Origin of the sequence: Enterovibrio baiacu (assembly GCF_004120195.1) — a bacterium.
In the GTDB taxonomy this organism is placed as follows: domain Bacteria; phylum Pseudomonadota; class Gammaproteobacteria; order Enterobacterales; family Vibrionaceae; genus Enterovibrio; species Enterovibrio baiacui.
On the sequence record NZ_SCHN01000009.1, the window covers coordinates 125,859 to 149,638 of the forward strand.

21 protein-coding genes are annotated in these 23,780 nt (G+C 48.5%); 7 read left to right on the plus strand and 14 right to left on the minus strand.

The genetic code is table 11. The annotated features are described in order from the left end of the window. Positions 1 to 594 precede the first annotated feature (594 nt). Genes EQP46_RS10050 through EQP46_RS10060 form a run of 3 tightly spaced genes read right to left on the minus strand, consistent with a single transcriptional unit; the run spans position 595 to position 2,909 of the window. Positions 595 to 1,521: a hypothetical protein gene (locus EQP46_RS10050; protein ID WP_129493516.1), complete on the minus strand. Its 927-nt coding sequence runs from the start codon at positions 1,519 to 1,521 to the stop codon at positions 595 to 597. A gap of 53 nt (positions 1,522 to 1,574) precedes the next feature. Further along, entirely contained in the window at positions 1,575 to 2,129 is a 555-nt protein-coding gene (locus EQP46_RS10055; RefSeq protein ID WP_129493517.1) for a luciferase domain-containing protein, read from the minus strand. A gap of 33 nt (positions 2,130 to 2,162) precedes the next feature. Further along, positions 2,163 to 2,909, minus strand: a complete 747-nt coding sequence (locus EQP46_RS10060; protein ID WP_129493518.1) for an outer membrane protein — start codon at positions 2,907 to 2,909, stop codon at positions 2,163 to 2,165. 114 nt (positions 2,910 to 3,023) lie between these two features. Between EQP46_RS10060 and EQP46_RS10065 the strand changes: the two genes are divergently transcribed. Further along, on the plus strand, positions 3,024 to 3,929 hold the full coding sequence (locus tag EQP46_RS10065; protein ID WP_129493519.1) for a LysR family transcriptional regulator: 906 nt from the start codon (positions 3,024 to 3,026) through the stop codon (positions 3,927 to 3,929). A gap of 15 nt (positions 3,930 to 3,944) precedes the next feature. Here the strand turns inward: EQP46_RS10065 and EQP46_RS10070 are convergent, their stop codons facing one another. Together EQP46_RS10070 and EQP46_RS10075 are read right to left on the minus strand one after the other, a co-directional pair. Then, positions 3,945 to 4,565: a 3'-5' exonuclease gene (locus tag EQP46_RS10070; RefSeq protein WP_129493520.1), complete on the minus strand. Its 621-nt coding sequence runs from the start codon at positions 4,563 to 4,565 to the stop codon at positions 3,945 to 3,947. A 189-nt stretch (positions 4,566 to 4,754) separates the two neighbouring features. Continuing rightward, positions 4,755 to 6,761 carry an EAL domain-containing protein gene (locus EQP46_RS10075; RefSeq protein ID WP_240671698.1) on the minus strand — a complete coding sequence of 669 codons (2,007 nt, stop codon included), beginning with the start codon at positions 6,759 to 6,761 and terminating at the stop codon, positions 4,755 to 4,757. 803 nt (positions 6,762 to 7,564) lie between these two features. On the opposite strand from EQP46_RS10075, the gene EQP46_RS10080 reads away from it, so the two are divergent. Next, positions 7,565 to 8,785, plus strand: a complete 1,221-nt coding sequence (locus EQP46_RS10080; RefSeq protein ID WP_129493522.1) for an EAL domain-containing response regulator — start codon at positions 7,565 to 7,567, stop codon at positions 8,783 to 8,785. A 52-nt stretch (positions 8,786 to 8,837) separates the two neighbouring features. Here EQP46_RS10080 and modF read toward each other — a convergent pair whose 3' ends face one another. The 4 genes from modF to EQP46_RS10100 form a co-directional block, all read right to left on the minus strand. Further along, a complete protein-coding gene (gene modF / locus EQP46_RS10085) occupies positions 8,838 to 10,289 on the minus strand; it encodes a molybdate ABC transporter ATP-binding protein ModF (protein WP_129493742.1) in 1,452 nt (483 codons plus the stop codon). Positions 10,290 to 10,491: 202 nt separating this feature from the next. Next, positions 10,492 to 11,739, minus strand: coding sequence for a peptidase T (gene pepT / locus EQP46_RS10090; RefSeq protein WP_129493523.1), 1,248 nt, complete (start codon positions 11,737 to 11,739; stop codon positions 10,492 to 10,494). Positions 11,740 to 11,893: 154 nt separating this feature from the next. Continuing rightward, positions 11,894 to 13,255: a C4-dicarboxylate transporter DcuC gene (gene dcuC, locus EQP46_RS10095; protein ID WP_129493524.1), complete on the minus strand. Its 1,362-nt coding sequence runs from the start codon at positions 13,253 to 13,255 to the stop codon at positions 11,894 to 11,896. 210 nt (positions 13,256 to 13,465) lie between these two features. Further along, positions 13,466 to 14,311, minus strand: a complete 846-nt coding sequence (locus tag EQP46_RS10100) for a MurR/RpiR family transcriptional regulator (RefSeq protein ID WP_129493525.1) — start codon at positions 14,309 to 14,311, stop codon at positions 13,466 to 13,468. Between the two features lie 331 nt (positions 14,312 to 14,642). Between EQP46_RS10100 and EQP46_RS10105 the strand changes: the two genes are divergently transcribed. From EQP46_RS10105 to EQP46_RS10120, 4 genes are all read left to right on the plus strand, one after another. Next, positions 14,643 to 15,734 (plus strand): aspartate/glutamate racemase family protein, encoded by a 1,092-nt coding sequence (locus EQP46_RS10105; RefSeq protein WP_129493526.1) that lies wholly within the window; start codon positions 14,643 to 14,645, stop codon positions 15,732 to 15,734. A gap of 145 nt (positions 15,735 to 15,879) precedes the next feature. Continuing rightward, positions 15,880 to 16,527, plus strand: a complete 648-nt coding sequence (locus EQP46_RS10110; RefSeq protein ID WP_129493527.1) for a LysE family translocator — start codon at positions 15,880 to 15,882, stop codon at positions 16,525 to 16,527. 153 nt (positions 16,528 to 16,680) lie between these two features. Further along, entirely contained in the window at positions 16,681 to 17,187 is a 507-nt protein-coding gene (locus EQP46_RS10115) for a GNAT family N-acetyltransferase (protein ID WP_129493528.1), read from the plus strand. Between the two features lie 340 nt (positions 17,188 to 17,527). Continuing rightward, positions 17,528 to 18,706 carry a CHRD domain-containing protein gene (locus tag EQP46_RS10120; protein WP_129493529.1) on the plus strand — a complete coding sequence of 393 codons (1,179 nt, stop codon included), beginning with the start codon at positions 17,528 to 17,530 and terminating at the stop codon, positions 18,704 to 18,706. A 100-nt stretch (positions 18,707 to 18,806) separates the two neighbouring features. On the opposite strand, the gene EQP46_RS10125 is transcribed toward EQP46_RS10120, so the two are convergent. Continuing rightward, positions 18,807 to 19,406, minus strand: coding sequence for a hypothetical protein (locus EQP46_RS10125; RefSeq protein ID WP_129493530.1), 600 nt, complete (start codon positions 19,404 to 19,406; stop codon positions 18,807 to 18,809). 385 nt (positions 19,407 to 19,791) lie between these two features. Between EQP46_RS10125 and EQP46_RS10130 the strand changes: the two genes are divergently transcribed. Then, positions 19,792 to 20,559 (plus strand): DUF2076 domain-containing protein, encoded by a 768-nt coding sequence (locus tag EQP46_RS10130; protein ID WP_129493531.1) that lies wholly within the window; start codon positions 19,792 to 19,794, stop codon positions 20,557 to 20,559. Positions 20,560 to 20,890: 331 nt separating this feature from the next. Here the strand turns inward: EQP46_RS10130 and EQP46_RS10135 are convergent, their stop codons facing one another. The 4 genes from EQP46_RS10135 to EQP46_RS10150 form a co-directional block, all read right to left on the minus strand. Then, the gene (locus EQP46_RS10135; RefSeq protein ID WP_129493532.1) at positions 20,891 to 21,613 is read right to left on the minus strand and encodes a spondin domain-containing protein; all 723 of its coding nucleotides are present in this window, start codon (positions 21,611 to 21,613) and stop codon (positions 20,891 to 20,893) included. Between the two features lie 9 nt (positions 21,614 to 21,622). Continuing rightward, positions 21,623 to 22,309: a spondin domain-containing protein gene (locus EQP46_RS10140; RefSeq protein WP_129493533.1), complete on the minus strand. Its 687-nt coding sequence runs from the start codon at positions 22,307 to 22,309 to the stop codon at positions 21,623 to 21,625. A 200-nt stretch (positions 22,310 to 22,509) separates the two neighbouring features. Further along, positions 22,510 to 23,175, minus strand: coding sequence for a hypothetical protein (locus EQP46_RS10145; RefSeq protein ID WP_129493534.1), 666 nt, complete (start codon positions 23,173 to 23,175; stop codon positions 22,510 to 22,512). Further along, positions 23,172 to 23,720: a sigma-70 family RNA polymerase sigma factor gene (locus EQP46_RS10150; protein ID WP_129493535.1), complete on the minus strand. Its 549-nt coding sequence runs from the start codon at positions 23,718 to 23,720 to the stop codon at positions 23,172 to 23,174. Before EQP46_RS10150 ends, EQP46_RS10145 begins: the two co-directional genes overlap by 4 nt. Between the last annotated feature and the right edge of the window lie 60 nt (positions 23,721 to 23,780).

Consider the following 23,780-nt stretch of genomic DNA (forward strand, 5'->3'; position numbering starts at 1 on the left):
TAGAATTGAGAGCACTGCCACCATCTGGTATTGACGTATGTCGAATCCAATTAAAGAGACCCACGACATTCTGAGTTTATTTCAAAAATGTAAAAAATAGGAAAATTAGTTTTAACATGTTGTTTTGGCTGGCGTTATTTTGAGGTGGATGAAAGAACAGGGAAAGGCGACGCGTGTTTGTCTCAAAGTAATTGAAATCATTTAATAAATGAGAATTTATTGGGTGATTTTATTTTTCAATAAAGTGCATATGGTGTGTTTTTATTGGGTATAGGTGACGGTTTATTTTCTTTGGTGAGAAAAGGCGGGTTGTTATTAAAATTCTGTGGTCTTTTTTCTTATTTTTCCGAGGGATAAAAACATAAATAAAAAAGAGAGGTTTTGCATACACTCTTCCGTTTTTACATTTGGATAATGAAAACAGAACCTCTTTGGATAAATCAAATTAACCTGAAAGAAAAGCTGCTGGGCCGTGGAGATCAGCAGCTATTTTTTGAAAGCGCAGAGGTTGTGAAGTGCATAGGTAACGCACTCTCTACGCATGAATGAACATCTATGTCTTTTTACCTTTTTCGGGGTTAAGAGTAAGCACGATCAGTTTAGTGGTCCCAACGCTTCCGCCACCATGTCAACGTTGCCAAGCCCTTCAGACGGGATGTAACCGCTGCCTGAAAAGCCTGTAAATGCGCTGCGGTTTGTACCAATCAGTTCATTGATGGTCGTGCCATCATTGGTGACAACAAACACATCAGGGCCTGCGGTGTCGGTGAAGGTTTGATCAATAACCTCATTACTTAACGCAGTGACACGATCGTGTTTATCGACAGACCACCAGTTTGCAATGAAATCAGCGCCACCCACATGGCATTCAGCCGTGGCTTCAACAACATCACCTGTAATGCCTAACGCGTATTGGCTCTCACCTGGCACGTTAACTTTCAAGTTGGCCGTGCTGCACGTGTTGGGATCGTTGTCAGTGAGTTCATTGACGATGCCTTCATTCAAATCAATGTTCTGCATCCCCGCGCGTTTCATTGCACCGAAGTAAGCTGGCGATGAGGTTTGGTAGCTGAGCGCGTAAATGTTGAAATCTGCGCCATTTACGCTGTCGTTTGAGTACGTGGTGGCCGGAAGGTTTGATACATTAATTGGTGTGCCCACATGTACAAAAGCAACGTTGTTATCTGTTCTTACTCTGTCTTTTGAATCGGTGACTTGAATGGCTTCACACGAGAGCGAGCGCACAATCAGCATGCCTTGATCGTCTGACCCTTCAAACACAAATCCCATGTCGGTCAGGCTATTTACTGTGATGCCGTCAGGCACTTGCGATTGTAAATCGGCTTTTGCGACCACAATGCCGCCAGCGATTTCGCGGCAATTAGAAAAATCGACATCTGAATTGCTGAGTTTTATCTGGTTGTTGTGGCAGGCAGTAACACCTAAACATAACGCGCCAATAAGTGCGGTGCGCGGGTTGATTGCTGCTCTACGAATTTTCGTTGTCATGCTCGTCGTCATGAGGAATAGCTCCTGTTTAACATGGTGAGAAATGGCGTAGCGAGAGAAAACGGTTATTGAAGTGAGGACAATTTCTGTCCAGTGACGAAATCAAAAGACGCCAGCACGAGTTGATAAACGGTATCGACTTCGCTGTCTGTGGTAGGTGTGTAAATCATTACAAACCCCTCCCAACCTAATCGTTTGTTTGCCCAAGGGTGAGGAATGGCCCAACCCGCGTTAACTGCCTTTTGGGCGAGAGCAGGAGGCAGTGAGGCATGTAAGCTGCCATCAGGGTGCATGTGGGCGAATTCGCGACCACCCACAATGGATTGTGGGTTCGCCAGTGTTACGTGCTCTTCAATCCAGAACCCTTTTGTCCCTGACATGGAAATCACCGTCTCGCGGACATCTACGCCGGGAATGCGAGATGCTCGGGCCATCAAATCCTTTAGCAAGGCAGGGGTTGATTCCCCGCCAAGCTGAACATGCGGCACGCTGTTTGTCGTAGCAGGGACTGGGCTGGTTCTTGTTGGTAACGTTTCAACGTCAGTCGCGAAGGATGTTTGCACAAAAGAAGATGACAAAATGAAGGCAAATAGTGCGCTGATTTTCTGTTTCGTGGTCATAACATCGCTCCGTGACTGAGTATTGGGGTTTACTTAGAAGTGGTAACGCAAGCCTAATTGCACTTCATGTGCGGTTGCTTCATCGATACGGAAACCGTCATTGGTTTCGCCAGAGCCAAAATCAAGCGAATCCACACCCGTGCCAGCATCACCCAATGAAATATATTGATACTCACCGATTAGACTGAGTTGATCAGTAATGGCATAGCTCGCACCGACACCCAGGTTCCAGGTAAATTCGGTTGAGGTTTCATCAGCATAGTCGTCGTAGTAGCCGTCCACGGCTCCATCAAGTTGATCAAAGAAACCTTGAACACCTGCGCCACCTAAACGTGCGGAATATTCGTTTCGGGCTACACCCACACCCGCTTTGATGTAAGGCGTAAATGCCGTGCCGGTATCAACGTCGTAGAAACCTTCTACGGTCAATGTGGTGCTTTTGAGCTTGCCGTTAAGCACATATTCTTCACCTGTGCGTGCACCAGTACCTATACGCTGGCTATTAAATTTGCCTTCGCGATAGCCCAAACGCGTTTCAATGCGGAATTGTTCGTTAATCACATAACCCAACCCTAGGGTGCTGACCGTGCCGTCACCTGCGTCGAACTTACCTGGAAAATCGGCATCTTGTGCGATGTTGTTACCGTAAGGTTCTGAGTCTGTCGCTTGGTAGCTTTTACCCACTAAACCCGTGATATAGAAGCCCTCTGCGCTGGCGAGACCTGATAAAAAGGTCGTTGCGAATGCAGCAACATATAGAGGTGTGCGCGTTAAATTCATGATGTCTCCCTTCGGGTTACGTGATGTGGTGTCTTACGCAGTGAGAAGTTACAACAAATTGTTTATATCTGTTATCCTGTATTATCAGAAGATATAATTCCGCAGAGCAGAACAATGATTGATTACCTAAAACACATGGCAATATTTGCCCGCGTGGTGGACGAAGGTTCTTTTCGTGCAGCGGCAAAAGATTTGAACTTGGCACCGTCTCGAGTGAGCCAAACCGTGTCAGATCTTGAAGACCATCTTGGGATCACCTTGCTTTATCGCACCACGCGCAAACTCGCGCTGAGCAATGAAGGGCGGTTGTTTTATCCTCGCGTGGTAGAAATGTTGCGCAATGCGGAAATGGGATTGGACGAACTGAATGCGTTGTCTGTTGAGCCTGTTGGTGCGTTGAATGTGTCGCTCCCTGCTTACATGGCGTCTTCTAGAATTTCTACGATATTGGCGGAATTTGTTCGGGAATACCCACGCGTGACCTTATCGGTGTCTTATACGGATCACCTTGTCGGTCTCATAGAAAACGGCTTTGATCTGAACATTAGGATGGGCTGGTTGGATGACAGTTCAATGGTCGCGCGCAAGCTCGGAGAGTATCAACGTGTGCTTGTCGCCAGCGCTGACTATGTTGCGTCTCGACCTAACCCAGAAACGCTTGAAGATATTCAATCGTGGGATTGGATCAGCTATAAACAGCGTAATGAGAACATGGAATTCGCCGTGGATGGCGAAACTCGGGTGATTGCCTTCAATAACTACCGTCTGCAAGTAGACAGTATCGATGCGTTGTTTTACTTTGTGCAGCAAAACGTGGGCGTGACGGTTTTACCGTGGCACCTTGCTGAAGAAGGGTTGAAGTCAGGTAAACTTGTTCACTTGTTGCCAGAATGGACGCTCAGCCCGCTGGGATGTTACGCCGTATGGCCGGACAAATCTCGACGCGCCAATTTGACCTTGTTGCTTGCCCGCTTTCTGGCGGAGAAAGAACAATACTACGCCGTTGCGCCGACGCGCTAACGGCGCGTATGAAGACTAGGCGCGCACTTTCTCAAACAAGCCTTTCATCGCCCCCTTACTGGTTTTGCTGATGGTCTGCATCAGTTTGAAGCTAGGGTCGAACACGCCTTGTTGTTCCAGTTCTTCAATCATCACCATCCAGAGTTTGGCTGTCATTTGAGCATCGGCCAACGCGCGGTGAAATACGCCGTCGTTGTCGATGTGCTTGAAGCGCACCAAATCGCCCAACTTATGCGTAGGTGCATCTTGGATCAGGCGGCGAGCAATCAACATGGAACAGGCAAACTGGCCAGAATAACGCACGTTCACACGTTCTAATTCAGCATCCAAAAAGCGCTTATCGAACGAGGCATTGTGCGCAACAAGGTGGCTGTCGCCGATGAAATGCCCAAACTTCTCCATCACTTCCTCACAGCTCGCGGCAGTGCGCAGCATGTTGTTGGTGATGCCCGTGTAACCCTCGATAAAACTGCTGACACGACGGCCTGGATTCATCAATTCTTGGAAGGTATCGACGACGTCACCGTTCACCAATTTAACCGCACCGATTTCGATGGCGCGATCGCCCATATTGGGTGATAAGCCTGTGGTTTCGAAGTCGAGAACGATAACGGAATGCGCGGGTGTTGATGGCATGAAATGGAACCTTGTTGATGTGCGACAGTGCAATAAGGCGGAGTATACAGAGACAGGGTTGACTTAGAAATGAGTTCGCGAGCACATCACCGATGAATCGATGCTAGCGAGGTGGCAAGCGCGAGCATGCGAAAGTGAGAAGAGCACGTTTCAGTGCTCTGTCTGCATGGTTCAATGGCTGTCGTCCAACTATATATTTGCGTTCATTGTGGCGGTGTGTTGAATGTTGAAGCTGGCGAAATCGTTCGCGGCGATGGCGCGCGAGAAATACCAACCTTGTACTTCTACATCCGCTTTCTGTGAGACGTAAGCATATTGCTCCTTGGTCTCTACGCCTTCGACAATAATTTTGATATCGAGCTCGTTGGCAATAGCAATTAAGCCGTTAAACACCTTTTTTCCTTTATCGTTACTGAGTGCAGCCACGAAACTTTGGTCAATCTTGAGCGCATCAATATCAAAACGGTTTAGGTAACTAAGGGAACTGTAACCCGTCCCAAAATCATCGATATGAACGCGTGCGCCGGCCTCGTGGAGTCGGCGAATGGAATCGCCCACCATGAATTCGTTTTGGATCAGCGTGTCTTCGGTAATTTCGACATGGATCAATCCGGGGACGCGTTCAATCAGCAGAAGAATGTCACTCATTTTTTGCGCATTGGTCAGCGTCGGGCTGGTAATGTTGACGCTAATTGGAATTTCTAACCCGTCGCGTTTCCATGCTTCACACTGCGCCACGCTGTTTTTGACTACCCACACGTCAATGTCGCTCATCATGTTGGCTTTCTCAAAGATATGCAGGAAGTCCGAAGGTAATTCCACGTTGCCTTGCTGATCCTTCACGCGAATCAAGGCCTCCATCCCAACGACTTTTTGCGTGTTTGAATTGATCTGAGGTTGGTACTCCAAATAGAACTCGCGGTTGGAGAAAAGCGCGATGCGATTGTGGGTTTCTTCCATTTCTTTTGAACGAAGCAAAGACTCGCGCACCGGGTCAACGGAAAGCACATATGCTTCTTCTTCGCTGCGGGTAAACGTGGTGTCGAGAGACGGTATGTAGACCTCTTGCTGCTTAGCTTGATTGTCGATTCTACGCACGAAAGGCAGATAGATCAGCACGTTGAGGGCGATAATAAAGAGCTGCAACGCAATAGCAGAAATATCCCCGCCCGTCGCTACGTATGCATTGATGATGATTGGGCTACTCATCGGAGCTAATGTGTAAGGCGCGGCGACCAAGCCCATTTGCAGCACAAGTACGGTAACAACAACGTTCACGAGTGGCGTGAAAAGAAAGGGAAGGAACAAACGCGGGTTGAAGATAATAGGCAATCCGAATAACAGCAGTTCGTTTATGTTGAACAGCCCGAGGGGGATGCTGGTTATGGCAATCACCCGCATCATTTTGCTTTTCGAAAAGGCAATCAGCGCGATGGATAAACCCAGCGTGGCGCCCGCACCGCCAATAAATACAAACAGAGAAAGGGTCGAAAGGGTCATCACATTGGGCGCATCACCGCCTGCGAGTACGGCGGCACGGTTCATTTCCAGCGCTGCGAGCAAGGGTTCTACCATGGGCGTTAACGCGTAGTAACCGTGAATGCCAACAAACCAAAGCATGGAATTCAACGCAGCAAATGTGCAGCCCGATTCAATAGGACTATTTTCGACATCAATGCCATGAAATGCGCCTAGCACGATTTCGAGTTCGAAGTAGTTAAACAGCGCATTGAGCATCACGGCGACAGCGGCAACCACGGCGGCGACAATCGCGCCGGGGAGCATTAAGTTCATCGAGTCTTTAACCGGTTTGCCTGCGAGCTCGGTTTCTAAAATACGTGCGTAAGGCAGACGCTCTAACTTCGATATCAGTGGCACGGTATAAAGCGGCATAGTGAGACCAACAAACAACAATAAGGTGGCTTCAGCTTGGCCTTCATGGCCGAGGATCTGTGCGGTGATTGCGATGTACGCCATGTTCAAAATGGCGATAGGTGGGCGAGGTAACCGCCAGTAAATCGCGAGCATCATGCTGATGGAGGCGGCAAAGAAATAGGGATATAGGCTCGTGAGCCATTCATTTAGGTGGTGAAGGCCATTGATCAATGACACTGCGTTTGAGCCAAAAAAATCGAGCAGACTCGACGCGAAGCTTAAAATGTTTGACAAGATCAGGCAGGGCACTAGCCATAACATTCCATCTCTCAATGCACTGAGTGCCCCGGAATGGCGGGGAAGAGCGGACGACATGAACTGCAATAACCAACTGTTCGTTAAAGGGGTTTTCATTCCAGCTTTCTCATAACACTTTGCGGTTGCCTTTCACGTCATTTTTATTGGCCGTGTTATACACCAAGGTGTTTTTATTCGCAGACAGGCAATAGTCATCAAGGTGTCGCCACTTTCACTACGAAAGAAAATAAGCGTTGCACCATGATCCTTATTCTTGAGTAGGGAAAAGGTAAATAAAACAATAGAAACAGAGTCTTGCGTTATTATATTAATAGCGGGCTATTTTTGAGCACGTTTCTTTGCACGTTTGCTCGTATACACACTGTTGCCTAGCCCGTGTCTAGTAATAGTGTATTCGTTCGATAAATGCTTACAAAAACCAGATGAATAAGGTGATTGTTAATTTTCTTCTCAAAAATAGGACTGGTGTGTCATGTGGATTTGCAGGGATTGTAGATAATGAAGCGGGTGCAAAGCGTTGGTATGCTGGCTTTTCATTCCCTTCAACTATGTGATCTGTTCATTTATTCACCTCGTTAATAACTCTTTAAATATCATGATCATGGTTTTTTCTGAAAGAATTAAAATAATCATGATGTCTTAATAATGAAGCGTTATGTGTCTTTTTTAACATTCACTAAATTGATAAGTTATCTGAAATTCTAGTGTTTCAATGTGATCCGTTTCATACGGAATGCTTACACCCCAGTGTCGCTCTGGATGAATAATAAATAACAACAATGGCTCACGGCGTGATGCAGTAAGTTTTGGGTGAAGGTTTGGATAGAGAAAAGTGGATACTCGTCATTGATGACACAGAAAGCATGATCATAATGATCGAGTCTGTGCTCTCTCAACTCGGATACAACAACGTAGACAGCTTCACTCAGCCGCAATTGGCGCTCGATGCCGTGAAGCAAAACCCCAAGAAATATGACGTGGTTCTGACGGATTTGAACATGCCAGAAATTGATGGCATGGGTGTGATTCGGGAACTTGGTGATCTTGGGTTTCGCGGCGGCGTGTGTATCGTTTCTGATTTAGAAACCCGTGTTGTCGAACTGGCTGCCAACATTGCTCAACAACAGGAGATATACCTGTTGGGCAGCATTGCAAAACCCATCAGCCGAGACGGCCTTTCGCGGGTATTGAAACGCATGGGTTACGTGGGGCGGAAAAAACGCCTTCATTTGGAAAAGATGACCCGTGATGAGCTGATCGGTCATGTGTCTCGCGATAGCATCGTCCCTTACTACCAACCCAAGCTAAATCCTGTTAGCAATCGCGTTGAAAGTTTAGAAGTGGTCGCAAGGATTGAAGTCGCGAAAGACAACGAGATGATCTTGCCAGATAACTTCATAGGCACCGCGATCCAGCATGATCTTGTCGATACCATCACCATGCAGCTGGCTCAGAAAATTGCGACTGATATGCCCGCGTTACTAAAGGCATTTGGCAATGATGTGTGCATCAGTATCAACCTCTCGCCGACTCAGCTTTCCGATCTGGATATTCCTAAGCGTCTTCACCAATTGTTTGATGCGCAGAACATTGATAAGCACCAAATCATCCTCGAAATCACGGAGGAGCATGCGCTGAAATCTGCCGAACAATTGGAATCGCTCAACCGTTTACGCATTCAGGGGTATGGGGTGTCGATGGATGATTTTGGAACAGGCTTCACCAACATTCAGCAGCTCAGACGCTTGCCGTTCACCGAAGTGAAAATTGACCGCTCATTGGTGCGCCAAATCCACAACGACCCGTTCAGTCAGGCTATCGTGCGCTCTCTTGCAACTTTTTCACCGACTGAGAATTTCAAACTGGTGGCGGAGGGCGTTGAAGAGCTAGAAGAGTTGGAATACTTGGTCTCGCACTATCCAAACATGTTGATCCAGGGCTTTTTGATTTGCCGACCTAAGCCGATTGAACAACTCACCCAATGGCACTCGCGTTGGCGTGAACAAGCAAGTGCAGACAGCGCTTAGCTGCCTTTTCATCCATCCTTTGGTTTAGCCATGTGAGTCAACGGTGTGCAGACTAACGTGACTGCGCTGTTGCACGGTAGCACTCAGATGCTTCATCAAACTCAAACGTCAGTGAATGCTTGATACTTTCTAGCTCATCACCTTGGTAGTGGGACACATAAAGAAGCTGACTGAGGTTTTCCTTCGCAATCAGCTCCAAGGTGTTTTTCATTAGTCTTCGCCCTAGATAATCCAAACCTTGATAGGGTTCATCCAGAATCAATAGCGTCGGCTGTTTAACAATGGCGCGCGCAATCAGTAACAAGCGCTGTTGCCCATATTCCAACTTGCGAAAAGGTGTTTTTAGGTATTGGCGCATATGAAGAATATCGAGCCATTCTTTGGCGATTTCTCGCTCTTTCAATGAAGGCTGGTTGTAAAGGCCGATAGAGTCATAAAAGCCTGACAAAATCACATCGAGTGCCGAACAGTTCACGCGATATTGCAGATGTAACGCTGACGACACCATGCCGATGTGTTTTTTGATTTCCCAGATGGTTTCACCTGATCCGCGTTGCTTACCAAATATCTGAATGTCGTTACTGTAACACTGTGGGTGATCGCCAAATATCATCCCGAGCAGTGTACTTTTCCCGCAGCCGTTCGGGCCTTTTACCTGCCAGTGCTGGCCTTTGTCTATGCGCCAATCGATCTCGGTGAAGATGGTTTTTTCGGTATAGGCGACTTCGCCGTTTTTGAGTTCAAAGATCGGGTTTTCGAATGGCGTGCTGTGTTGATAGCGACGAATTAGCGCCATCATGTGTTCGCTTTGCTCTTTCGATTGCGCCTTGATTTGCGTGATGATGGGGTGAGTATCCCACGCGTTTTTGTTCATCAAGCTATCGAGCTTTCCATGGTTAAACAGCGCTATGTGGTCAACCCACTCTGGCATGTCTTCTTCTCGTGAAAAGGTCACCAGCATTTGTACGCGTTGGGAAAGGGCGGTGAGATAAGTTGCCAGCGACGCGCGGTGCGCAACATCAAGGCCGGTGAAAGGATTATCGAGCACGATGAAATCTGGTTGCGTGGCCAATGCGCGCGCTAGCATGACGCGGCGCGTTTCCCCTGTAGAAAGTACGCGAAAACCGCTCTCTTTGAGATGATTCAGATCCAGCTCATCAATGAGCTTTTGCGTGAGGGCATCATCATGGCATTGTTCGAATATCAGTGTGTAAACAGTGCTGCCTGCATCGATACGATCGAGAAAGTCGGTGTCATCTTTCGCCAGTTCGTCATCGAGTAAACGCTGCTGCTCGACCAAAGACACTTGCGCGAATGTCCCTGGCGATAGGTGCAATTCGCCATCAAATTCAAGTTCACCCACCAGTAATTCACCCAACAAAGAACCAATGTCGCCTTCGGTGCTGAATACCGCCCAAGATTCCTGTGGAGCGATTGCCCAGTGTTCGATGTTGAGCGTTGATGTTGCGCCCGTGGCAGAGAGTTGGGTAAACCTAATTTCCATGGTGGTGTCGCGTCCTTTCGTCCAAATATTCATCGGGCTTTCATGGGTTATAACAATTCTGTTCTCTGCCGAGAAGGGTTTTTATTGAGAAACGAGGCGCGAGATTTGAGGGACGAGAAGGCGACAAGAGAATAAGAGATGGACGGCGTGAGCGAGAGAGAATGAACATCGGGCGGGGGGCGCCCGATGTGGGTTGGATAACTTACAAATGACGCTCTGCGGTAATCTTGATCACTTCCACCACCACGGCACTGGCGGCTTGCAGCGATTTCACGGGCAAGTATTCGTAGATGGAGTGGAAGTTGTGTGCGCCAGTGAAGATGTTCGGGCATGGCAACCCTTTCTGAGAAAGAACGGCACCGTCATAACCGCCGCGCATTGGGATCGCGTTCATTTGAATGTCGTTGCGGGCATAGGCTTCTTTGGCGATGTCGATTGGGAAACTTGCCTCACCTTCTAAGCTGTTTGCCACGTTTTCATAGCGATCTGCCAAGTGAATCGATACCGTTCCTTCGCCCCATAGGCCAGCACAACTGTCAGACAAGTTCTGCAAAAACGCCATGCGGTGTTGGTAGCCTTGTTTGGTGAAGTCGCGAATGTCCATTTTCAGCACGGTTTTTGCGCTGTTTCCGGTCATCTCTTTCACCCAGTAATAGCCTTCGCGGCCTTCTGTGTATTGCGGTGCTTCGCCTGCTGGCAACATGTTGATGAACTGGTGCGCGATCAATAGTGAGTTCTTCAGTTTCCCTTTCGCTGACATAGGGTGTGCAGATTGGCCGGTGAAGGTGATGACTGCATCGCCCGCATTCCAGTTTTCATGCACGAATTCGCCAATGCCACAGCAGTCCAAGGTGTAACCAAAGTCTGCACCAAAGCTTTCTACGTCGAAGGCTTTCGCACCGCGCAGGCCTTGTTCTTCATCAGGGACGAAGGCCACTTTCACGTCACCGTGAAGAATGTCTGGGTTCGCTTTCAGTGTTTGCAACGCGTGCATGATGGCAGCAATGGCCGCCTTGTCATCTGCGCCCAGCAGGCTGGTGCCGTCGGTCACGATGATGTCGTCACCCACATACTGAGCAAGCTCTGGGAATTCTGCCTGTTTTAGGATGATATCTAACTCTGCATTGAGGCAAATATTACCGCCGTTGTAAGGCACGACTTGCGCCTTGGTGTCGTTAGACTGCTCTGCGCTGGTATCAAGGTGCGCAAAGAAAGACACCGTTGGGATGGTTTTCGCCGACGCTGGCACGTTAGAAGGCAAGGTCGCGGTGAGGATGGCGGTATCGCGCAACACGATGTCTTCCATGCCCAAGGCTTCAAGTTCTTTGGCGATCAATTGCGCCAACACCCTTTGTCCTTCAGAAGACGGCATGATGCCAGCAGCGCCTTTTTCTCGGCTGGTGGTGGTGTTAATGCGGGTATATTGCAGAAAGCGATCAACGATATTCATTATGTTCTCCTATACGCGCTTCTTAGTGAATCGCGTGGAAAAAATACAAAAACAGGTTGGGTGCGTCATTGCGATCTTGTCTAGACCTTGCTTAGACGACACACCTCAACCTGATAAAAACTTACGTGTTCATGTGATGGCTGTTTCTAGGGAATTAGATCAGCACCTGTGAGCATACGAGCACCGAGGCCAGGCCGCCCAGCATTGGGATCATGGTGCGTTTTGCTAGCTCGATAGGCGATACGTTTGCCACGCCAGCACAGGCGATAACGACACCAGCAACGGGCGATGCAGAGCGCATCAAACCCGCTGCAAGTTGCATTGGCATTGCGACATGCGCAGCGGTTGTACCCACCTGCGCTGCCACTTCTGGTGCGAGGTTTGAGAAGCTAAAGAATGATGCATTGCCTGAACCCGACAGCATGGTAACCAGCACAATGATGGCAACCAGCATGAGCACCATGGCTAAGTAACCCAACCCAAGGTTTGCAGCACTACCTAGTAACATGTCGATGAAGCCAATCGCGGTGAGACCTACCACGAACACTTGCGCTGAAATGATCAAGCTCACTACGCTTGAGAACACCGCACCCATGCCTTCCAAGTACACCTTCAAAGAGGCAGCAACGGCTTTGCCGTCACGGGTGTAAATGAAGTCACAAACCATGGCGACGAACAGGGCGATGAACATGGCTGTTACCACGTCCATGCGAATGGTGGTGATAGCAAACTTACTGAAGGTCAGAAGGAGCATCAACGGCAGTACAGGCAGAATCGCAAACCATTGTGGTGCTTCTCGTTGCTCTTTCGCTTCAATGTTGAATTCGTGCGTGACGCCTTTTTCTGCGTCTTTCTTGTCAAAGTAACGCTGGCTGAAGTAGTGCAGGGCAGCGATAACAATCATCGACACCATGGCTACTGGGAATTGGTAGCTGGCGAAGTAGGTAGCAACATCAATGCCTGATACTTCCGCGGCTTTGTTCGCGGCAGAAGATGCGGGGCCTAAGTCCAAACAGCCCGTGGTCGCAACAACCGCAGCGGCGGCCGCTGGGTTACAGCCCACGCCAACTAATACTGGATACATGGCAACCAGCAACAAGAGTGCTAGGCCCGTCGCGCTAGGAATAAAGATGTTGATGAGCTGACCAATGATGTAAGCCAGTGCCAATACCATGTAGGGGTTTTTAATGTGGGAAAGCGGCTTGGTGGCGATGTTTACCATCGCGTTTGCTGCACCAATGTGCCCCATGTATTTAGAGAAACCACCCACAGCCATGATGATCAGACCGAGCTTCGAGAGGGTGGATGATGAAATGACTTTAATCACCTCAAAGAAATCGACAATGATCGAGCCTGTTGGTTTACCGCCTTTCGGTAAAAAGTCAGTAGTGCCATCAATAACAGCAAGCGCAATCATGAATAAGCCAGCAAGGAACAGCACAGCTTGCGTGTTATATTTTTTAACAATGAAGTAACCAACACCGAATATTATCGGCAAGGCTAATAATGTGATCATTTAAAACCTCATTTCTTACAGTCAAATGTGAAACTCTTTAATGAAAAGAGCAAATTGTGAAATTAGAATCGAATTTTCTTGAATTTAAAGCGCAGAAAGTCCTCCGCCATTATGTTAATTATTGGCGATATAATGCATTTATTTGTTAACGGTTTTGCTGGCGGTGCTGATGAATAAATGCGTGACCGATTTATGTATAAAGAATGAAAACTAAAAAACGTTAAATTCTTCGAACAGACTGTCTATTCGTTTAAATCGGTCATTTTTTTCTTTTTGGCGAGAAAGTCCTTTTATAAATGCTTCAATCAATGCGAAGCCTGAAGTGCGATTGTTAAAGAAACCCGAACTCGCGCTTTCCACCGCAAACTGAACGTCGCAGTAGGACACAAAAGGGTTTACAGGTTGGTCTGTCACGAACACAACGCGTCCACCATGTTGGTGGAACCATTTCACGAGTCGAACGGTGGTGAGTGAAAAGCGGTGGTATGAAATGGCGAGCAAGGTGTCGTTCGTTGAAACATCAATAAGCTGGTGGGGCAGTGTGGAAATATCGGCTTTAAGCCAAACCACATCTTTGCGTAAATATCGCGCGAGTAAATAGAAATAATTGGCGAGCGCTTCTGATGAGGCACTGCCAATAACATACAACTTCCCATTGGGGTTTTGCATGTAATCAATGGCGAGATTAAAGTCAGATTCAGACAGAGATGCGATGGTTTGCGTCATGTTAGACATGACTTCGTCAAAATGACTTTCCAATACACCTTGGTCGGCGTCGTTATGTTGAGCGCCTTCGTAGCGTTCAATGGGGGTGGTTAATGTTAATGCAAGATCGTTTGAAACCTGCTTTTTAAACTCTAAAAAGCCACTGAACCCCAAGCGCTGCAAAAAGCGACCAAGGGTGGCTTTTCCCAGCCCCATCTGTTTGCAAAGCTCATCAATTTTGGCAAACGGCAGCATCGTGTAGTGCTTCATAAAATACTGAGCAATAACGACTTCTGCGGCTGTTAACGAATCCAATCCATTCACCGTGTCGATGAAGGTTTTTCTGTCCATGGGGAATTTTTCCCAAATCCTTAATCTGCGGGACATATTTCCACCCGCCCTGTGGGAATTCAAGGGAATTGCAATTTCCCATACAAAAAATGTGACTAATATGTCCTTGTTTTTATTCCGTTAACGAGTCGGTGTGCTTTGTTATTGATAGCATGATTAACATCTAGTTTTTGTTATATCACTAGATAGATATGCTGTTAATGCGTCTCTATGCTGCTGTTTGATCAAAGAAAATTTGGAATCTCTTGTTTAGATTGCGTTATCGGATCGCCATTGGTCCTTGTTCTGAAGTCGATTTTCAGAGCATTCGCGCAATTTAAAAGGGGTTTTTATGAGCAGTACGCATTTGCCACGTATTGGCATTATTGGTGGCTTAGGCAATGAAGCCATGGTGGATTTGGTCGAAAAAATTGATGCCATAAAGGGTGCGGATAAACGCGCGTTTATCGCGTTCGGTAACTCACGTTTGGCCTACAAACCTGACGAAGTGATGCAAAGCTGGAAACCAACGGACGAACCTGAATTAAGAAAGGCTGATACGGCCATCTACACGCTGCGTTTCATGCAATATCTCGGTGCGGATGTCATGGGGTTGGCCTGTAATAGCGCGCACGATCTGTTCCGAAAACTGTTACCAGAAGTGCCAGTGACCTTCGTGGACATGCTTCATCGAACCGCACATACCTTAGAAGGCACACAAGACAAGGTACTGGTGATGGGCGTGAATAGTTTGGTTGACTCGGGTCTCTATCAAGCGGCACTGATGGAACAAGGTGTTGCATCCACTAAGCCATCGGTCGATAACCAACAGAAAGTGATGGCGGCGATTTACGATTCTGCTTTTGGTATTAAAACGGCGCAAATCACACCAGAAGCCGAAGCGCTGTTGTGTGAGGTGATTCGTTCTGAGTGCGAACAGCAAGGTTGTTCTAAGGTCGTCCTCGGTTGTACGGAATTGCCGCTTGTACTGACGGCGGCAAGCTGTGCGCGTTTCAAGCAAGAGGGGTTGATTCCAGCACACATCGAGGTGATTGATGCATCAAATGTGCTGGCGCAGTGCCTTTTGACGGCGCACGGTAAAGGCGCAGCAGTTGATGGCGAGCTTGAACAATACAAGGGCCAGCATACGGATTGGTTTGCGCCGCTGACGTTTAAAGTCTCGTCTCTTGACGCGCTCGTTCGTCTGCAAAAAAAGGTGTTTCAACACACGGTGTCATTCCTTGCGGCGCAAGGGAAATCGGTCACGGGCAGTTATATGCACCTTCCAACACTTTTCATATCCCAAACCTTGCAAGATGCTGAAGACAAATTGATCGACATGGGGATGCCTGTTTATCTCGAACATGATGATGTGGACATCGTCATTGTTGATGCCCTTCAACGCTACTACGCCGACATGGATAAAAACCTGGTAGCGCGCTAGCGGGTATTGGGTCCTCACACCCAAAGAGACTGACTGTCTCATTGGGGGAATGACGGAAACGGGTAAGCTTTCGGGGCAAAAACTCGTTATGCTTGGCGGGCAATGACGCGTTGTGCATTTCTCACCCTAAGAAGGAGCTTACCCGGTGCTAGGAATCGAAAACATTTGGTTGTTTGTTATCTCAGGTTTCCTGCTCAACATGATGCCGGGGCCTGATTCATTGCTCATTGCTGGTCGTGCGGCCAGTCAAGGGTTTAAAGCGGGCTCAGCAGCGGCATTAGGCATTGGGAGCGGAACGCTTGTTCATGTTTTTGCGGCGGCATTTGGGCTTTCTGCCATTATGGCGACATCTGCAACGGCGTTCACTGTCGTGAAAATGCTCGGTGGCCTGTACCTGATCTACATGGCCTTGACGATGTTAGTGGGAAGCGTGAAGAACACGAATGAACACCGCGCTGATTTGCCGCCTCAGCCTGCTAAAACCTCCTTAATGAAGATTTACTCTCAAGGGTTTGTCACGAATGTGTTCAACCCTAAAGTGGCGATTTTCTTCCTCGCGTTTGTGCCACAATTCATTTCAGATGCCAGTGAAAACAAAGCGCTGGCCTTTATCGTGCTTGGCCTTGTTTTTAACCTCAATGTCATGATTTGGTGTCACTTCATCGCTTGGGCGTCTTCCCTGATTAGCCACAAACTGTCGGTGAGTGATTCTGCCCAGAAATGGTTAACCCGACTTTCTGCGAGTTTGTTTGGCTTTTTCGGTATCAAGCTGTTGATGTCGACGCAAGATTGATCAAACAAACAGCACCTTGTTCACTAAGTGATCCAACGAACCCCATTTGATTGCATCGTGTAAAGCGCCTCGTATGATGACGGCGTGTGGGGCGAACTGCGTGCAGTGCGTTTTCACAACACATTGATGAAAACTAAAAAGTGGTAGGTGGGTATGCAGTTAGTCGTTAGGGAAGCCAAGGCCGAGATTCATGATGCGGAAGGTATCGTGAATATTCTCAATCCGATCATTGATGAAGGGCGCTATACAATCCTTGATACGCCATTTTCTGCGGAAGAAGAAGTGCAATTCATCAAAGGCTTCCCTCAAAATGGTGTATTCAATATCGCCATTAACACTCAAGATTCGATCGTGGTTGGGTTTCAAAATGTTGAGCCTTTTGCATCGTATACCAGCGCCTTTAACCATGTCGGCATCATTGGCACCTTTGTGGATGCACAATATCGTCGCCAAGGCATTGCAACCGCGCTTTTTAATGCCACATTTTTAGATGCGAAAAGCAAAGGGTATGAAAAGTTGTTTGCCTATGTGCGTAGCGACAATGAAAATGCACTGGCGACCTACTTAAGGCAAGGTTTTGAGGTGGTGGGGACGGCAAAGAAACACGCGAAAATTCGCGGCGAATACATCGACGAAATCTTGATCGAAAAGTGGTTGTAATGTGTCGTTACCCGCGACATTCAGCGTGAGAAAATAGGGCAGAGCACAGTGTATTCACTGTGCTTTTTTTGGTTTTAGCCCTATATAAAACAAGGGCTTTTTGTTGCTTTATTGAGAATCGATTGTATTGCATCAATGCGTTGCTCTGTATCTGAATCCAGTGCCCCATCGTGTTCGTCCCACCTGTGTGTTTACACAAACACCGAATACAACACCCCTGAAATGGAGCCAGAAATTCGGCGTTTCTCTTATCAACGCCTTTGTTGACCTTCTTGTTGTCGCCTAATGATCGGAGACACATGGGTACGTCAAAGGTTGGGCATATCAATAGGACGATAAAATGAAATACATAGCAGCAGCGGTAGCTTTAACCACATTGGTTGCATGCAATGATGACGATAACAACACAGTCACGCCTTCATCCCCTGATTTTACGGCCACCAAAACGTACGCATTGATGCTGACAGGACAACAAGCGGTGCCGATGAACGATTCCACACGATCGGCCAGCTCAACGATAGACGTGGATGAAAATGCCAAGCAACTGAAAGCCACGCTTGATACCAGCAACTTTAGCGATCTCACTGCAGCGCATATTCATGCTGGGGACATTGGCGAAACAGGCGCTGTGGTTTTCCCATTTGGTACGCCAGATTCAAACGACATGGCCAGCATTGATGCGAGCGATCTGACCGATGAACAACTTCAAACGCTGTTGAGCGGTGATTGGTACATAAACCTTCACACAAGCACGGTGCCTTCTGGTGAAGTGCGCGCGCAAATTGTGCCTGATACCACCACCATTTATACCTTCGAAGTGGATGGCTCGCAGGAAGTACCCGCAGTGACCACGAGCGCAAGTGGTGACGGCTATGCCGAGTACAACAGTGAAAACCAGACGTTGAACCTTCGCGTAAACACTGAAGAGATCGACGATGCGACGGCAGCGCATATTCACATTGGTGAAGTAGGCAGCAATGGCGGCGTGCTGGTTGTTCTCGACCAAGACGCAACAGATGCTGGCGTCTGGACAACCCCCGCGAACACTGAACTTGATGCGGCAACATTGGCGACCTTAAATGCGGGTGGCTATTACACAAACTTCCACACGCCTGGAACGCCAAGCGGTGAGATAAGAGGCCAGATCACCACGAACCAGCAAGTGCTGTTTACCTTCCCGATTGATGGAAACCAAGAAGTGCCCGCGGTGACAACCTCTGCACAAGGCAATGGTTACGCGCTGTTAAATACAGAGACAGGTAGCTTGACGCTAAAAGCGATAACAGAGGGCGCTTCAAATGCCACCGCTGCACACATTCACATCGGTGTCTTTGGTGCGAATGGCGGTGTGCTTGTGGGGCTCGAGCAAGACAGTGGTGATGTGAATATTTGGCAAACACCCGTCAACACGGTGTTGGATGCAGGGCAGCAAACCACATTCGTAGAAGGTGGTAATTATGTGAATGTGCATACGCCTGCAAATGCGGCTGGAGAGATCCGCGGTCAGATTATTGAGTAAATTCGTTACTGCGTGAGAACAAACGCCCCATTTTTTGCCAGCATTGAGGAACACTTGGCATAAATGGGGCGTTTCTGTTGGCGCTGAAAAACCGTTTACGTTATGGCGTTCCGCCACAGCTATAACAGCCGTCACCTTCGCTTAGGTAGGTGATCACAAGACGGTTTTGATAGTCATTAATGTAATTCCACGGCGACACATCATACGGCGCGCGCTGATAACGCGCCTGAATGAAAATGGTGTCACCTTGGTTTAGGTACATGATGCTGTCGACCGCAGCCACGCCGGGAATGGCGCAGCCAGTGTCGTTGTTTGCAAACGTAACAGGGCCAATGGAAGCGTTACTGCCTGGGGCTATCGCGTTGGGAATCGAAATGCCGATGCGGAGCAAATATTTAAAGCCACAGGTGCGCTGCGCATAGCGTGCATCAATGCTGTACAACCCAGAAACCGGCGCTGTAAAGGTGTGACTGTGAGTGTCGAACGCATCATTAAAGTTGATCACCGCGTGGTTGTATTCCACGACTTTAATTCCGCCATTGTTGTTCTCTGTTAATTCACTCCCTGTAATGCGCGCATCGACGACGACAGATTGTGACGCCAGATACCCGTTGTAGGGCTCCGCAGTGGCTGTTGCCGTGACAAAGAGATAGGCAATGCCGATCACAAACGTTTTCAAGATCGATGACATGAGGTACATAAATAATTTCCTTAATCAGATACGCGATCATTGGCGCATCGGCGCGTTGATGCGGCCAGCCAATATACCCAAACAACCTGAATGCGAGCATCTTCAGGTTGTTTGGGTATAAACCATTCAATGAATAAGGCTATGCCATTCAATACGGGCGTGTTATCTCAAAATTGATATACATGTGCATGAAAAAGTGGATATTAAACAAAGTTTATATTCTGAATTTGTTGGTGTTATTGGACATACTTTGGTTGGGGTTGAAAAGAAGGTCGTTGGAAGGGATGTGGCCTCTTCATTTTCGCAAACTTAGTTTGGGCGCTTTTGATTTTCATTAATTGGCGTATGTTGTCCGCATCTACAATCCCATGACAGACAAGGGCTGGGGGGCGACATGACACCACAAGAAAGAGAATTGATTCTGGGTTTAGCAAGCAAATTGAGTGCGAATCAAGGCAAGTCATCCGACCCAGAAGCATCGACGCTCATTAATGAACAGATCGCGTCGCAACCTGATGTGATATACCGATTGACGCAAATGGCGTTGGCGCAAGATGTGGCGTTGAAAGAGCTTAAAAGCCGCAATGATTATTTGCAGCGCAATGCGGAGTTTTACCAGCAAGAATCTCAGCGCAGCAGCATGAGCAAAATGTTTGGTGGTGATCGTCAGCCGCCAACCCCGCCACAACCTGCGTATCGTCCAAGTGCATTTGGCGGGTTTATGCAAACAGCGGCTGGTGTTGCGGCAGGTATGGTTGCAGGCAGCGCATTAAGCCATTTGTTCTTTGGTGGCGATCATAGCGAACCTGTGGTGGAAGATGTCACCAACAATACCGTGATCAATGAGGACACTTCACCCGATGACGCGTCAACGTCGGATTTGGGTGATGCGGCGTCGCCAGAAAGTGGCAGTTTTCTCGATGGCTCAGACAGTTACACCCAAGATTATACGGGCGGTTGGAGCCAAGGCACTGGCTTTGGTGATGACACTGGATTTGGCAGTAGTTTTGGTAATGACAGCGGCTTTGGTAACGATAGCGGATTTGCCAATACCGACGAAGACGCCAATCGCTATGGCGGTGACTCAGGGGCTGAAGACAGCTTTGGTAATGATTTTGACGGTGGTGATGATTTTGGCGGGTTTGATGATGAATCGTTCTAGCTGACTCCTTGACGCGATAGTGACACGAGGAAAAGATAAAAAAACGGACGGCTAACATCGTTGTATCTGGCTCAAACGTTCCTTCAAGTGAAGGCGGGGGATCAAGCAACCAGTAACATCGAAGGGCGGAAGGCCGTCCGTTTGCGTGTGAACTGTCTCTGCATGTAACAGGTTTCACGCCAAGTCTTTCCATGTTTTCCAATAAGCTGCCACGCTTTTTCTTGTGTCTACTTTCTTCCTTTCAGACGTCCTTCTTTGAATATGATGTTCACCGCCCAGTCGTGGGTTTGCCTATTCGTTTTGGCTAACACGCCGGCGGTGAGTCCTCACGTTATTCGGTGCGTTCAATCGTGACGCTAATACCTGGGTTCAAGAAGCGATGCTGGGTTAACAACGCAGAGGTTGTGAGTCCATCATCACTGCTGATCACACCCGGGTGAACCGTCACTTGATCATCACTGCCACGCGCGGCATTGAAGCCTTCACCACCGCCAGCTGGGCCGGGAATGTTTGCTGCAAGCTCATCGTTGACTTCTGTGCCTGCATCCCAAATCACTGCATTAACGCGTTCCGTATCACCCGCTTCAAGCGCACTGATGTCCATTGCACTGAAACCGGCAAACGCATCGTTAGTGTTGACTAACATGCCAGCCACTGACAGATAACCCGCGCTGCTCGGATCCACGGTGAAGGTAAAAGATTCTTGTCCGCCTGGAGGAATAGGGCCCGTGCCGCCCATGGTCAATGTCACATTGTCATCGCTGCTGAAAGCGAGAAGGTCGGCATTGTCCCCACCTTCTGCCATGACTTCTAGCGGGACAGACGCGGCTTCACCTGTCGTGAACAGGGCAAAATTGTCGTTATGTGCGAGCACGGCAACCGGAGAAACAGGTTGCGCCGCCGTCAGGTTTTTTACCGTGACGGTGTAGCTGGCACTGGTTGGCGTGCTCGGTGAGTCAGGGGTGGTTGACGTGCTTGGAGAATCGTCATCATCAAACGGACAACCCGCTAGCAATAAGGCGGAGCTCGCAACGAGCATTAATCGTAATTTCATAAAACCCCCTTATTTCACCACAACGGTCATCACGGCAACGGGATTCAACCAACGGTGTACCGCGAAATCGAAATCACTCGCGCCAGCGGTTGCATCAGCATCGCCAAGGTTGCCCGGGTGGATGTGAACCGTCGCATTACTCGCGGTTTGTTCAACACCGGTTCCGTTAGCGCCGAGGTTAGTAATAAACGGCGGGTTAGGAATGCTTGTCGCCAACTCATCGTTGATTTCTGTACCTGCATCGTAGCCATTAAGGTTGATGGTGTACGTGCCGGCTTCCGTTGGAATCTTCCAGCTATTTAGGCCAACGAATCCATCATTGGTCGGCAGCAGCATGGCGGTAAGAGAAAGGTACTCATGTGAACCAGTGTCAAAATCAAACGTGGTGGTACCCGCCGGTGCTAGTGGGCCAGTGGCTGGGTTTTCGACCACGCTGCCACCCGCGTTACTGACCGCAGAAGACAGTCCTGAAATGTCACCTCCTTCAGCCATGGCTTGAAGTTCAGCGGATGCAGCGGTACCTGTTTCGAACAATGTGTTACTGCCGTCATGTGCGGCAATAAGAAGGGGGGTGAAATAGATACCTTTGGTGGCATTTGTGACGGTAATTTCAAGCTCCGCTGCCGCGATATTGCCTGATACGAGGCAGCCAAGAAGTGAAAGTGCGTAGAGTCCTTGCTTCGTTGATTTTGTCATTGTCGTTCATCCTGTTTAACGGTTTTAAACAGAATGAAGGACAAAACTTGCAGGCCAATCTCTAACGTTTCTCAAAATTCTCGCGAATTTCTCGCAGGGGCTTTTGTGAGGGTTTTGATAGAATTACGTCCCCGATAACGCGCCAACGTGGGCATTATCGGGGCAATGTTTAAGAGACCCTTATCAGAGGGGAAGGGTCACTATTTTTCTGCACCATTATTGCGTAAACCCTGTAATTCGGCGGGTAATACTGCTTCTAATGCAGGCTGTTGTTCAAGCAGCTTACGCAGCGCGTCTCGTGCTTCTGCCTCTTTTCCTTCATCGAGTAGCGTTTTAATGTCAGCGAATGGCTCGTCTGCAATACGGTCATTTTCAGCGCTGAACGCATTGTCTGCCATCATCTCACTTTCAAACATTTCACGCGCAGGCGCTGTTGTTTTCTCAGGCAAGGCGGACTTCATGCTCCGCGCTCGTGATTTTTCCTCGCTCGGTGGTGCAACCTTGTAAAGCTTGTTATCGGGCACTGCATCTGCAGCGGATGGCGCAATGTCTATTTCTTCCAGCATCATGACGTCTGGCGAAGAATACGGTTGGATATCTTGTGCGCCAGGCAGTGTTTGATCGACCCATTGCCAAGGCGCAAGCAGGGCGACAAACATGGCACCGGCGGCAAGGCCAAATATCGGCCACCACGGCGTCGCGGATTTTGCTTTTTGCGATGCCGTTTCTGTGTCAGGTGAATCCGCGTGTCCTGTTTGCTCTGACGCATACGCCAAAATGGCATCATCAAGCGAAGCGGAAGGAGCTTCTGTCGCACTGTCTTTGTAGATGGCGGCGATATCATCATCGCTAAAAGGCTTGCTCATTCTCGGCCTCCTAATTTACGGGTTAGGCATTGCCTGAGTTGTTCCATGGCATAGCGCAGTCGGGTTTTCACGGCTTCTGGCTTTGCATCTACAATCTCGCAGATCTGTGCAGGTTCAAACCCCGCTTCGTGGCGCAACAAAAAGGCTTCGCGTTGAAGTGGAGCAAGGGCATCCATACAGACTTTGATGGCGTCTTTTTCTCGCGCTTCCGCGTCGTTCATGTTTGATTGAGGTTCGTCAGGAAGCTGCGAAGCATAGGCGTTTTCCGACAGGCGTTTGCGGTGTTCATCAATCACGAGGTGGTGCGCGATATGATACAGCCAGGTCGTGAATTTGGCGGTTGGCGCATAGCTTTCTCGTTTATCAATCACCCGATACCAGACGTCCTGATACAGCTCTTCGGCTCTGCCGCCATTTCCTGTGCCAAGCTGGCGCAAGAAATAGCGGTAGAGTGATCCTTTGTGTCGCTGATACAGGGTCGCGAAGGCAGCTTGGTTGCCGTCGCGAAACTGCAGCATCAGTTGTTCGTCGGGTATGTTTTCCATGAAACCTTATTGGTTATTAAATGGCCGTGATGAAACGTGTGATTATTCGCTGTTGCACGC

What these genes read in the sequence shown, in the direction of transcription:
- EQP46_RS10050 (WP_129493516.1), bottom strand. Translation starts at nt 1,521, where the DNA reads ATGACGACGAGCATGACAACGAAAATTCGTAGAGCAGCAATCAACCCG.
- EQP46_RS10055 (WP_129493517.1), bottom strand. Translation starts at nt 2,129, where the DNA reads ATGACCACGAAACAGAAAATCAGCGCACTATTTGCCTTCATTTTGTCA.
- EQP46_RS10060 (WP_129493518.1), bottom strand. Translation starts at nt 2,909, where the DNA reads ATGAATTTAACGCGCACACCTCTATATGTTGCTGCATTCGCAACGACC.
- EQP46_RS10065 (WP_129493519.1), top strand. Translation starts at nt 3,024, where the DNA reads ATGATTGATTACCTAAAACACATGGCAATATTTGCCCGCGTGGTGGAC.
- EQP46_RS10070 (WP_129493520.1), bottom strand. Translation starts at nt 4,565, where the DNA reads ATGCCATCAACACCCGCGCATTCCGTTATCGTTCTCGACTTCGAAACC.
- EQP46_RS10075 (WP_240671698.1), bottom strand. Translation starts at nt 6,761, where the DNA reads ATGTTATGGCTAGTGCCCTGCCTGATCTTGTCAAACATTTTAAGCTTC.
- modF (WP_129493742.1), bottom strand. Translation starts at nt 10,289, where the DNA reads ATGGAAATTAGGTTTACCCAACTCTCTGCCACGGGCGCAACATCAACG.
- pepT (WP_129493523.1), bottom strand. Translation starts at nt 11,739, where the DNA reads ATGAATATCGTTGATCGCTTTCTGCAATATACCCGCATTAACACCACC.
- dcuC (WP_129493524.1), bottom strand. Translation starts at nt 13,255, where the DNA reads ATGATCACATTATTAGCCTTGCCGATAATATTCGGTGTTGGTTACTTC.
- EQP46_RS10100 (WP_129493525.1), bottom strand. Translation starts at nt 14,311, where the DNA reads ATGGACAGAAAAACCTTCATCGACACGGTGAATGGATTGGATTCGTTA.
- EQP46_RS10105 (WP_129493526.1), top strand. Translation starts at nt 14,643, where the DNA reads ATGAGCAGTACGCATTTGCCACGTATTGGCATTATTGGTGGCTTAGGC.
- EQP46_RS10115 (WP_129493528.1), top strand. Translation starts at nt 16,681, where the DNA reads ATGCAGTTAGTCGTTAGGGAAGCCAAGGCCGAGATTCATGATGCGGAA.
- EQP46_RS10120 (WP_129493529.1), top strand. Translation starts at nt 17,528, where the DNA reads ATGAAATACATAGCAGCAGCGGTAGCTTTAACCACATTGGTTGCATGC.
- EQP46_RS10125 (WP_129493530.1), bottom strand. Translation starts at nt 19,406, where the DNA reads ATGTACCTCATGTCATCGATCTTGAAAACGTTTGTGATCGGCATTGCC.
- EQP46_RS10130 (WP_129493531.1), top strand. Translation starts at nt 19,792, where the DNA reads ATGACACCACAAGAAAGAGAATTGATTCTGGGTTTAGCAAGCAAATTG.
- EQP46_RS10135 (WP_129493532.1), bottom strand. Translation starts at nt 21,613, where the DNA reads ATGAAATTACGATTAATGCTCGTTGCGAGCTCCGCCTTATTGCTAGCG.
- EQP46_RS10140 (WP_129493533.1), bottom strand. Translation starts at nt 22,309, where the DNA reads ATGACAAAATCAACGAAGCAAGGACTCTACGCACTTTCACTTCTTGGC.
- EQP46_RS10145 (WP_129493534.1), bottom strand. Translation starts at nt 23,175, where the DNA reads ATGAGCAAGCCTTTTAGCGATGATGATATCGCCGCCATCTACAAAGAC.
- EQP46_RS10150 (WP_129493535.1), bottom strand. Translation starts at nt 23,720, where the DNA reads ATGGAAAACATACCCGACGAACAACTGATGCTGCAGTTTCGCGACGGC.